At 36.4% G+C, this 10,854-nt stretch carries 9 protein-coding genes and 1 tRNA gene; 6 read left to right on the top strand and 4 right to left on the bottom strand.

The features are described 5' to 3' along the window. The coding region (locus ACU1LP_RS14355) for an FKBP-type peptidyl-prolyl cis-trans isomerase (protein WP_445736618.1) at nucleotides 1–1,003 on the bottom strand (1,003 nt) is incomplete at its 3' end. Between the two features lie 156 nt (nucleotides 1,004–1,159). Here ACU1LP_RS14355 and ACU1LP_RS14350 point away from each other — a divergent pair. Next, nucleotides 1,160–1,555, top strand: coding sequence for an RNA-binding S4 domain-containing protein (locus ACU1LP_RS14350; protein WP_445732976.1), 396 nt, complete (start codon nucleotides 1,160–1,162; stop codon nucleotides 1,553–1,555). 308 nt (nucleotides 1,556–1,863) lie between these two features. Beyond that, entirely contained in the window at nucleotides 1,864–2,367 is a 504-nt protein-coding gene (locus tag ACU1LP_RS14345; protein ID WP_445736617.1) for a phosphoribosyltransferase family protein, read from the top strand. Here the strand turns inward: ACU1LP_RS14345 and ACU1LP_RS14340 are convergent. Beyond that, nucleotides 2,359–2,880: a shikimate kinase gene (locus ACU1LP_RS14340; RefSeq protein WP_445733629.1), complete on the bottom strand. Its 522-nt coding sequence runs from the start codon at nucleotides 2,878–2,880 to the stop codon at nucleotides 2,359–2,361. The two genes, ACU1LP_RS14345 and ACU1LP_RS14340, sit on opposite strands and share 9 nt — an antisense overlap. A 127-nt stretch (nucleotides 2,881–3,007) precedes the next feature. Between ACU1LP_RS14340 and ACU1LP_RS14335 the strand changes: the two genes are divergently transcribed. Then, nucleotides 3,008–3,080 (top strand) — tRNA-Lys (locus ACU1LP_RS14335). A 228-nt stretch (nucleotides 3,081–3,308) separates the two neighbouring features. Here the strand turns inward: ACU1LP_RS14335 and manA are convergent. Then, nucleotides 3,309–4,511 carry a mannose-6-phosphate isomerase, class I gene (manA, locus tag ACU1LP_RS14330; protein ID WP_445733630.1) on the bottom strand — a complete coding sequence of 401 codons (1,203 nt, stop codon included), beginning with the start codon at nucleotides 4,509–4,511 and terminating at the stop codon, nucleotides 3,309–3,311. A gap of 460 nt (nucleotides 4,512–4,971) precedes the next feature. Here manA and ACU1LP_RS14325 point away from each other — a divergent pair, with 460 nt between their 5' ends. The 3 genes from ACU1LP_RS14325 to ACU1LP_RS14315 are packed head-to-tail and all read left to right on the top strand — an operon-like array spanning nucleotide 4,972 to nucleotide 8,695. Continuing rightward, nucleotides 4,972–5,193 (top strand): hypothetical protein, encoded by a 222-nt coding sequence (locus tag ACU1LP_RS14325; RefSeq protein ID WP_445736616.1) that lies wholly within the window; start codon nucleotides 4,972–4,974, stop codon nucleotides 5,191–5,193. Between the two features lie 27 nt (nucleotides 5,194–5,220). Continuing rightward, on the top strand, nucleotides 5,221–7,815 hold the full coding sequence (locus ACU1LP_RS14320; protein ID WP_445736615.1) for a beta-mannosidase: 2,595 nt from the start codon (nucleotides 5,221–5,223) through the stop codon (nucleotides 7,813–7,815). A 1-nt stretch (nucleotide 7,816) separates the two neighbouring features. Further along, nucleotides 7,817–8,695 (top strand): glycoside hydrolase 5 family protein, encoded by an 879-nt coding sequence (locus ACU1LP_RS14315; RefSeq protein WP_445736614.1) that lies wholly within the window; start codon nucleotides 7,817–7,819, stop codon nucleotides 8,693–8,695. Between the two features lie 548 nt (nucleotides 8,696–9,243). Here ACU1LP_RS14315 and ACU1LP_RS14310 read toward each other — a convergent pair. Further along, on the bottom strand, nucleotides 9,244–10,851 hold the full coding sequence (locus ACU1LP_RS14310) for a UxaA family hydrolase (RefSeq protein WP_445734239.1): 1,608 nt from the start codon (nucleotides 10,849–10,851) through the stop codon (nucleotides 9,244–9,246). Nucleotides 10,852–10,854 lie beyond the last annotated feature (3 nt).

Below are 10,854 nucleotides of genomic sequence, written 5' to 3'. Positions count from 1 at the left end.
CATCGGTATCTTTAAAAGTTATTATGGTGCCTGTAAATTCGCCGTTTTGTTCTTTAACTATTTTGTTTAACAGTACCTGATTGTATTCCAAAGAAACCATTTTTACTTCCTCTACAGTAGGTTTTGTAATTTTGGTTACAGTAATTTCATTTTTGGTTAAAATACCGTCTCCATCATCATCAGCATCTAAGTAATTTGGTTTTCCATCACCATCGGTATCGTCATCTGCCAAAAAATCGGCTGTAACAAGCTCTCCATTTCCATTTAAATCTTCTAAATAAGACGGGATACCATCCCCATCATGATCATTTTGAAACATCTGTAATAATTCAAACTTAAAAATCAAAGGTGAATACCATAAGGGCGGACTTATGCTATTGGTAAAGTCAGGAAAATATGCCAATCCCGAAGGCAGGAACATCATGCCCATTCCGGTGTTAGTAAAACTTACCGTGCCATCACTATTATCAACAAAAGATTCAGCAGTATTAAATTCTGGAAACACTTTTGTCCATCCAAGTATTACTTTAGTTAAATCGAAAAGGTTTTGTACTGGATTCACTAAACCTTGACTATCAAATACTGCTCCATCAATTGTAAATCCTTCATAGTTTGCACGAATGTTATCAGCAAATGTTGGAGAATCTCCCCCTCCTTTATTCAATTCCAATACAAAGTATTCGTAATCAATATTCTTATAAACCAATTTTTTAGGTTCTCCTACAGCCGTTTTAAGCTTCGTATAGCCACTAGGAACATTTTCTCCATCTAAAACCTTAATAATGATTATATCGGAAATTTTTGGGTTTGGAAGCGATGCGAAATCAGTAGCATTGTAATAATGGGTGTCTAAATACTTGTTCAAGGAATCCATATCTGCAAGATTCTGTTCTGCTCTGTCTCTTAATACAATAGGTTCAATTGTTGGTGTGTCATCCTTTTTACAGGATACAAAACCAACTATCAAAAATACAATATATAGACTGATTTTTCTTAAGTTCATTTGATTATTCAATTTTTAAAAAGGACGAATGCAAATTTTTTATTAAACAAAGTTCAAAAATCGAGACTATTCGATTATTCCTTATTTTTGAGGCGCAAGATACAATTTAAATATAATTTTGCATAACAACATTAACGTAGTTTTAATTTTAATTGTATGCGCATAGACAAGTATTTATGGTGTGTAAGGTATTATAAAACCAGAACGCTGGCAACAACGGCCTGCAAAAAAGGGCATGTGCGCGTAAACCAAGATGTTGTTAAACCCAGCAGGGAAGTCTATGCCCAAGATGTTATTGAATTAAGAAAAGACCAAATTAACTACCGCCTTACTGTTAATGATATTCCTGAAAGTAGAATTGGTGCCAAATTAGTTGATATTTATAGAACCGATACCACACCTAAAGAGCAATTTGAAGCGCAAGAGCTTTTAAAATACTCCAAAGATTATTATAGGAAAAAAGGTGTTGGCAGACCCACTAAAAAAGATAGAAGAGCTATTGAGGGTTTTAAAGATGAAACACCTTTGAAAGATTCAGACTCCGAAGAATGATTGCTCTTTGCAACTTCCTCTGAAAAAAAATAACATAAACACGTAAAAATGAGTAATTTTATACTTTAAAACAGTATTGTCCGAATTAAGATTTAAGACCGCTACGCTGATAGTCCCGATAGCTATCGGGAAAAGAACATAGACTTGATTCTAACAAAAAAAGAGTACAAAGTATATTATTATTTTTTTTAAACAAAATAATTCAAAAACCCTGGAAAGGCAACGAAAGCAATAATTTAAACAAATACAAAATATTTTAATCGGTCAACTGTGACTTTAAAACAGTACTTTAATACAACGCAACAACCATGAATGTTACCAACAATGTGATATTGAACCACGAGGAGATCAACCATAAAATTAGACGCATTGCTTTTCAAATTTATGAGAACAATGTATATGAAACCGAAGTTATTTTAGCTGGAATTGATAGTAACGGATATATTTTTGCAAAAAAATTAAAATCTGTACTTGAGAAAATATCCGATATCAATCCGATACTCTGTAAAGTAAGTATTGACAAAAAAAATCCGTCGCAACCCGTTAAGACCTCCATTAAACCAGAAGATTATGAAAACAGATCGTTGGTATTGGTGGACGATGTTCTGAATTCAGGCACTACCTTGATCTATGGGGTAAAGCACTTTTTAAACGTGCCTCTAAAGCAATTTAAAACAGCCGTTTTAGTAAACAGGAACCATAAAAAATTCCCTGTGAAAGCCGATTTTAAAGGTATTTCATTATCTACGTCTTTACACGAACATGTTAACGTGATATTGGATGGCAAAAAATTTGAGGTTATTTTAGAATAGCTTAAAAACCAATTCCTCAATAATATCTTTTTCAGATTTATGGTCTGTTGTTATCGTTACCTGCGCTAAACTGTAAAATTGTGAACGCTCGAAAAGATGTTTCCCAATAAATTCGGCCAGTAAATCGGCCGTTTCTATATGGGCAATCAATGGGCGTTTGCTTTTCTCGTTTTTAAGACGGCCTATTAAAGTGGGGATGGATGCTTTTAAATAGATGCTCTTCACATGATCAGCATTTAAAATCAAATCCATGTTATTGCCATAGCAAGGTGTGCCGCCACCTAATGCAAGCACCAAATTATTTTGTGAATGCAAAAGTTCGTTTAAATAATGCGTTTCCAGCTTTCTGAAATGCAGTTCCCCTTTCAATTTGAACAGATCGCTTACGGTTGAATTTTCGCTTTCTTCGATAAAATCATCCAAATCAATAAACCTGTAGTTTAATTTATTGGCTAAAACTCGTCCTATGGCCGACTTTCCAGAAGCCATATATCCAACTAAAACTAAAATCATTTTCTTCTTATAAATTGATTATTAAAAACATACCTATTAGCCACGCAAAAAAACGAAAAAATCTTCAAAAAAAGTATTGTTTTATTAATTAAACATTTTATATTTGCACCCTCGTAAAGGAGAACACGACTTGGTAGCTCAGCTGGTAGAGCATTTCACTTTTAATGAAAGGGTCCTGGGTTCGAATCCCAGCCAGGTCACTAGAACACTTCTAGAATTATTCAAAAAGCCTGAAAACCCAATGTTTTCGGGCTTTTTAATTTTTATTGCTTTCCATTGATATTAATTTAATTTTTTATGTGTTTATATTATTGTTTTTTATTGGTCATTCCGTAGCTATCGGGACTGTTCGCTATTAATCATTTCGTTGGGTGATAATGCTTTTAACATGCTCGTTTCAGGTACTTAATTTCAATCGAATATAAATTTTAAGGTGCTGTCGCTTTATACAGCGCTGCGTAAGAAGTTGATGAGATTTGATACCTACTATTTGCAAGCAAAATCACCGAGTCTCCTTTTTTAATAGCTAGAGATGTAGTACCTTCGGCAATAGTAGCTTCCCCCTCAATAACTATAAGAATTTGGGCCGTTTTGGTTTCTGCTTTGTAATTTGAAGTGGCATTTAAAACAATCTGGCTCAATTCAAAATCGGAAGCAGGACTTTTATAAATGCGCTCCAAGCCATCGCTTTGCAATTCTCCCTGCATAATGTTGGGAACGGTAGCTTCAAAAACCACATGTTTAAGCAATTCCGCAACATCAACGTGCTTTGGCGTTAAGCCGCCTCTCAAAACATTATCAGAATTTGCCATTAACTCCATGTTTTGGCCTTCTAGATAGGCATGTGGAATTCCAGCATCTTGAAAAACAGCTTCACCTTTATTTGCTTTCACAATATTGAAAAAATAAATGGAGTAAATTCCTTTATCCAAAACAGATACATCATTTGCCGGGGCAACCGTTTTGGCAGCCCAATAATCGGGACTTGACTTACTTAATTTTCCTGATTCATAAAGCGGTAATATCCTATCTGCTAACGGTCCAAGCATTTTATTGGCTTCCTCTTGTGTTTGCTCCATAACGGTTTTGTACAGTCCAAAATATCCTTCCGATTTAAAAACAGAACGTAAAGCATGAAATTCAGGAACCTCATCAAGTACCTTTGCCAATTTTTCTTTGGTCAAAAAACCGTGCAGTAACCAAAACTCGCTAAGTGCTACCATAATTTCAGGCTTATGGTTATCATCCTTATAGTTTCTGTTGGGGGCGTTGAGCGGAATCCCCAATTCGTTTTCTCTTTTAAAGCCTTTAATGGCTTCTGCTTTGGTGGGGTGCACCTGGATGGACAACATGTCATTCACATCCAATACCTTGAATAAAAAAGGTAATCGCCCAAATTTATCTGCTATGCGGTTTCCTAAGGTGTTCTTTAAATCTAAATTTAAAAACGTGTTTAAAGGTTTCTCGCCTTCCTTCGTTATTAAAACAGAAGGTGCGTTGTTATGGGCACCAAGCCAATATTCGGCATATTTTTTATTGTCAGGCTCAATTCCTAACAAATTAGGGATAAATTGGGTTCCGCCCCACGCATAATTTTGGATTTTTCCTCTAAGCGAAAATAATTTTGTCATTTTATTTGTTATTTTTTAAGAGCCATAAGTAACTAATAGTCCTGGATCTTCAATTGTGAATTAAATAATGTTTATTAGTTTAGTACATGACAAAAACAGTTCGTTGATATTTAAATAGCTTCTATCGTTAACCCCTCCGCCTATCGGCACCTCCCCTTAAAAAAAGGGGAGGAATTATTAAGGAGCTCATTTTTAATGATTTGAACTTATTATTTAAAATTTTGTCATGTACTTAAGTTTATTAGTTAAAAATAGTGAAATAATAATTACATAACCGCTTCAAAAAAAGCAAAAAATCACTCTTAACAAAATTTAATGGTGATATTTGATTTTTTATTGATCCATCCGGTTTTGGCATGGAAATATAGGATTAGCAAATGATAAAATAATACTAACCGAGCATCCTTTTTAGGTTTATTTTTACTTAAATATTAATTTTCAATAATTTAACATAAAGATAATGAAGATAAAATTACACCACATCACGCTTTTATCGGGCCTCATCCTATTTTTTAATTGTTATAAAGACTCTACTTTAGAGGAAGAACCTATAGCGAAAAAAGCGACAGCCAGTATTGCGGCAACTATAAATTTGAAACCATTCCTGAACATTACAAGTATCAAAAGGACCGAAAACCATAAAAATTTCCGCCGTAAAAATTCCCGGAGAAAAATCCATTGAACTAAAAGATATAACTCTTAAAAAGAAATGATGAAAAAACTAATAGTGCTTGTTTTGGTAATTTCTTATTTAAACCCTTGCAAAGCACAAGAAACATCTTCGAATATGATAACGAAAAATATCGATACTGATTGGATTTTTAGGGAAATCGATAGCACAATTACAGGGAAAGCCACAGTTCCCGGAACTATCCATACCGACTTAATAGCGAATAACTTTATTGAAGATCCTTTTTATCGCACCAATGAAAAACAACAACAATGCATCGATAAAAAAGATTGGGAATACACTACCAATTTAAACATCACCACGGAAGCATTTGAAAAGAAAAACATGGTGTTAAACTTTGAAGGTTTGGATACCTATGCCGATGTGTTTTTAAATGATAGTTTGATATTGCAGGCGGATAATATGTTCAGAACTTGGGAAGTGAATATCAAATCCTTGGTTAAAATTGGTGATAATAAATTGAAAGTGCTGCTTCATTCCCCTATAAAAAAAGGCTTGGAATTATTGGAAACTGCTCCTTACCCCTATCCCGCCATCAACGATCAATCTGAAAATGGCGAAATAGGCAACAAAAAAGTATCCGTTTTTACCCGAAAAGCCGCCTATCATTACGGTTGGGATTGGGGACCACGTTTAGTCACTTCAGGAATTTGGCGACCTATCATTTTAAAAGCTTGGAACGATCTTAGAATAACCGATGTATTCATTCAACAACCCAAAGTTACAAAAGACCTAGCAGAATTGATCTTGGATGTAGAATTGGAAGTTGATGAACCTTTTTCGGGTAGCATCAACATAATAAACCAAAGCACGCATGTTGTTTATACGTCTTCAAATGTGGACTTTAACACCGGAATTCAAAAAGTATCGTTGCCGTTTGCTATTGAAAACCCTAAATTATGGTGGTCAAAAGGGTTGGGAGAACCTAATTTATATGAATTCATTGTCGAAATTTTAGACCAAACAAGTAAAATTATCTGTAAAAAAGAAGCTGAAACGGGTTTAAGAAGCTTAAAATTGATTCGTGAAAAAGACAGTATTGGCGAATCCTTTTTGTTTGAACTCAACGGCATTCGGGTATTTATAAAAGGCGCCAACTACATTCCCAACGACAACTTTTTACCACGGGTAACCAAAAACGATTACGAAAAAGTTATTAAAGATGCCGTGGATGCCAACATGAATATGCTGCGTGTGTGGGGCGGCGGCATTTATGAGAATGATTATTTTTATAAACTCTGCGACGAAAATGGCTTGCTAATTTGGCAAGATTTTATGTTTGCCTGCTCCATGTATCCTGGAGATGCCCCTTTTTTGGAAAACATCAAGCAAGAAGCCATAGATAATGTAATACGTTTACGGAACCACCCAAGTATTGCTTTATGGTGCGGTAATAATGAAATAAATGCCGCGTGGCACCATTATACAAAAGGTGGATGGGGTTGGAAGGAATTATATACCCAAACGCAACAGGAAGAAATACAAAGAACATATCTCACTATTTTTCATGATATACTGCCCACGGTGGTAACAACCTATACTGATGGGGATGCATACTGGCCATCTTCCCCACAAGCTGGTTTTGAACCGGAAAAGCATGCCGGTTATGAAAACACGTCGGGCGATATGCATTATTGGGGCGTATGGCACGGGCTACATTCTTTTGAGGATTTTGAAAAGTACAAAGCACGGTTTATGAGCGAATACGGATTTCAGTCGTTTCCAGACTTTGAAACGGTTAAAAAATACGCTTTGCCTGAAGATTATAATATTGAAAGTCCCGTTATGGCGTCGCACCAACGCAGTGGCATTGGCAATTTGCGTATTAAGGAATATATGGGCTTTTACTATAAAACGCCCAATAATTTTGAGGATTTTTTATATATGAGCCAAGTATTACAGGCACGCGCCCTTAAAACAGCCATAGAAACACATCGTGGTGCCATGCCTTATTGTATGGGTACCATGTACTGGCAGATTAACGATTGTTGGCCCGTAGCAAGTTGGAGCAGCACCGATTATTACCACAAATGGAAAGCAGCCCATTACATCATAAAAAAAGCTTATGAACCCATTTTGATAAGTGCCAAACCCATAGGTAAAAACATGGCAATTATTGGCGTATCAGACTTATTGAAAGATACTGAAGGTACTTTAAAACTGACTCTGTTAAATTTTAATGGCAAAGAAAAATCTTCAAGATCACTGCCCGTGAATCTCGTTCAAAATACAAGCACTAAAATTTATGAAATACCCACAAGAAAAATTTTAAGAGGAGCAAACTCGAAGAAAGTGGTCTTAAAAATTGAATTTTTAGGTACGGACAATATACGTTCAGAGAATCTTTATTATTTTAAAGAACCAAAACGTTTGAAGTTTAAAGAACCCGTAATAAAAACAGAAATGGTTGAAAGAGATGGCAAAAGCTTCCTAAAAGTTTCAGCCGACAAATTGGTAAAGGATTTATATTTAAACTTCCCAAACCAATCGGTTTTTCTGTCCGATAACTATTTTGATTTGCTGCCCCATGAAACCAAATGGGTGGACTTATCTTCAGCAAATAAACTGGATATAAACACTGTTGAATTAAAACATTTACAACAAAATGAATAACATGCGAAAAAACAGACTTCTATCCATAATCATAGCATCAACCGTGCTGGTTTCATTTGGATGTAAAACTTCTAAAATAACAACAAAACCCGGTCAAAATTCTTTTATAAAAGTTGAAAACGGAAATTTTATAAAAAACGATAAAGCTTATACTTTTATTGGGGCCAACTATTGGCAAGGCATGAACTTAGGGGCGCCTGAAAATGGCGACCAAAAACGTTTGATAAGCGAACTCGACCAATTACAAAAAAATGGTATTACAAACTTAAGGATTTTGGCAGCTAGTGAAGGGGATGAAGACATGAGGTACGCCATTCACCCCGCATTACAAACGGGTCCTGGTGAATATAATGAAGATCTTTGGGATGGTTTGGACTTTTTACTTTCTGAAATGGCAAAAAGAAACATGACCGCTGTTATGGTTATGGGTAATTTTTGGACTTGGAGCGGTGGTTTTCCCCAATATTTAAAATGGAGCGGACAAGGCACCATTCCTTTTCCACAAGATGAAGACACCAGTTGGGATGATTTTACAAATTATTCGAAACTATTCTATACTAATGAAACTGCCAAAAAATTGATGGAAAACCATCTGGAGAAAACCATCAACAGAAAAAATTCCATTACAGGTGCGCGATATAAAAATGATCCTACCATTATGGCATGGCAATTATCCAACGAGCCTCGTGGTTATGATGTGCCAGATGCTTTTAGAGCTTGGACGCAAAAAACGGCTGCATTTATAAAAAGTTTGGACAAAAACCACATGGTTTGCCTGGGTACGGAGGGAAATACACCTAGTGATTCAGCAGGCATCCATGTTTTAAAAGATAATGATAATCCGAATATCGATTATATCACTAACCTAAGTTCGACATAAGAATTAGTGCATACTATTAATAATCAGAAGTTTAATAATTTTGTCATTGCGAGACCCCAAGAAAAAAAATTCAAGCAGTAAAAATGATATTTCATAAATACTTGATTTTAAATTAGTTAAATACGATGTCAATGGTAGCTTTTTCATTGGAAAAAAAGCGAAGCAATCTCTTAAAATTGAAACTAAATCAAAATTGAAATAAAGTATTAGCAGATTGCTTCGTCGTGCCTCCTACCATTGACAAGTATTTTATATATTTGATTTTCAAATATATAAATAGTGCTCAAATTTTAAAAACCCCCTAAAGTCCCCTCTAGGGGACCATCCATATATTCAAATTTTCAGTTTCAAATTCAATTTAATTGTCAACAATATAGCTTGATAATTTTTTTTATTGGGTCTCGCAATGACGAATGTGATTGATATTCAGTTATTTTGATTCTTGCTTATAGAACTCAGGTTAGAAGCAATTATATTAGAAATTTAAAATTAGATCAATCTGTACTAATTCATGCAAAAAAGCTTTCAATTTCTTGAAACCTTTTGTTCTACAACGAAACGCCTCTTCTCCAAGGGATAAAATCATTTTGATTTAATAATTTTGCCTTGGTCTGAACTTCTCCACTGGCTACTTTTATAATAAATTCAAGCATCTCATCGGCCATTTCCTCAATGGTTTTTTCGCCGCGAACGACCGCCCCTGTTTCAATATCAATAATGTCCGGCATGCGCTCTGCAAGCTCTGTGTTTGAAGACACTTTAATGATTGGGGCAATGGGGTTTCCTGTGGGCGTTCCCAAACCTGTTGTAAACAAGACCACATTGGCCCCGGAGCCTACCATGGCCGTTGTACTCTCTACATCATTGCCTGGCGTGCACAATAAATTCAGGCCCGGTTTGGTGGTATACTCGCCATAATCCAAAACGTCCTGCACAGGTGAGGTCCCACCCTTTTTGGCAGCGCCTGCCGATTTCATGGCATCGGTAATTAGCCCGTCTTTTATGTTCCCGGGCGATGGGTTCATGTCAAACCCTGAACCTGCATCTATAACAGACTTTTCATAGGCTTTCATCAATTCCAAGAACTTTTTGCCGTCTTGGTCGTCCACGCACCGGTTTACCAATTCTTGCTCCACGCCGCAAAGTTCTGGGAATTCGGATAGAATGGCCGTTCCTTTTAAGGCCGCCAGCATATCCGAAACGGCGCCTAAAGTTGGGTTGGCGGATATGCCCGAGAACCCATCGGAACCGCCACATTCCAAACCTACCCGTAACTTAGATAACGGTGCCGGTTTGCGTTCCATGTTATTCGCTTTTTTGATGGCTTCAAAAGATTCTTTTATTATGGTGGATAACATGTCGTTAACCGTTCCCATTTTTTGCTGTTCGAACATAAGAACGGGCTTCTTCAAGTTTGGATTGATGTTTTTCAAAGCCTCTTTAAAAACACTTATCTGAAGATTTTGGCAGCCTAAACTTAAAACGGTTGCACCTGCAACGTTCGGGTTGTTTACGTAACCTGCCAATAATCGGGCTAAACTTTCAGAATCCTGTCTAATACCGCCACAGCCGCCCGGGTGGGTGATGAACTTCACGTCGATATTCTCAAAAACATCTGTGGATGTTGAAGCCACTTCAGTTTCTTCACCGCCGCCTACCAATGAGCGTAGCAATGATTGGTAAGGGTTTACCTTTTGCTTTAAAAGCTCTTTCTCAAAAACCTCTTTTAAGGTTTCGACGTTCCGGTTTTCACAAAAAACCAATGGGAAGAACAGCCATACGTTTTCCGTTCCCACTTGGCCATCTTCCCTGTGATAGCCCAAAAACGTCCGGTCCTTCCATTTGTCAACATTTGGCGGGGTCCAGCTAAGCGTTTCAGTCCTTCCAAATACCTTTTCGCTTTGGTGCTTTACGTTTTCGGTAGTTAAAACGTCGCCTTTTTCAATAGCTCCATTGGCAGAACCTACCAAAACGCCATACATGATAATTCTGGCGCCCGATCCAAATTTTTCCAGAGCTATTTTATGCTTCGATTTTGTATCGGACAGTACTTTAATGTCCTGTCCTTCAAAAGAGATTACTTCTCCTGCCTTTAAATTGACCAAAGCGACCGCAACGTTGTCCGATGCATTTACTTTCATGATTTTTTTTTGCATGGC

The organism is Mariniflexile sp., assembly GCF_052728615.1.
Note: the sequence above shows the minus strand (reverse complement) of the source record. Positions and strands in the feature narration are given on the sequence as shown.

Bases quoted from the DNA above. Each gene is read 5' to 3' on its own strand.
- ACU1LP_RS14350 (WP_445732976.1), top strand. From the start codon at position 1,160: ATGCGCATAGACAAGTATTTATGGTGTGTAAGGTATTATAAAACCAGA.
- ACU1LP_RS14345 (WP_445736617.1), top strand. From the start codon at position 1,864: ATGAATGTTACCAACAATGTGATATTGAACCACGAGGAGATCAACCAT.
- ACU1LP_RS14340 (WP_445733629.1), bottom strand. From the start codon at position 2,880: ATGATTTTAGTTTTAGTTGGATATATGGCTTCTGGAAAGTCGGCCATA.
- manA (WP_445733630.1), bottom strand. From the start codon at position 4,511: ATGACAAAATTATTTTCGCTTAGAGGAAAAATCCAAAATTATGCGTGG.
- ACU1LP_RS14325 (WP_445736616.1), top strand. From the start codon at position 4,972: ATGAAGATAAAATTACACCACATCACGCTTTTATCGGGCCTCATCCTA.
- ACU1LP_RS14320 (WP_445736615.1), top strand. From the start codon at position 5,221: ATGATGAAAAAACTAATAGTGCTTGTTTTGGTAATTTCTTATTTAAAC.
- ACU1LP_RS14315 (WP_445736614.1), top strand. From the start codon at position 7,817: ATGCGAAAAAACAGACTTCTATCCATAATCATAGCATCAACCGTGCTG.
- ACU1LP_RS14310 (WP_445734239.1), bottom strand. From the start codon at position 10,851: ATGCAAAAAAAAATCATGAAAGTAAATGCATCGGACAACGTTGCGGTC.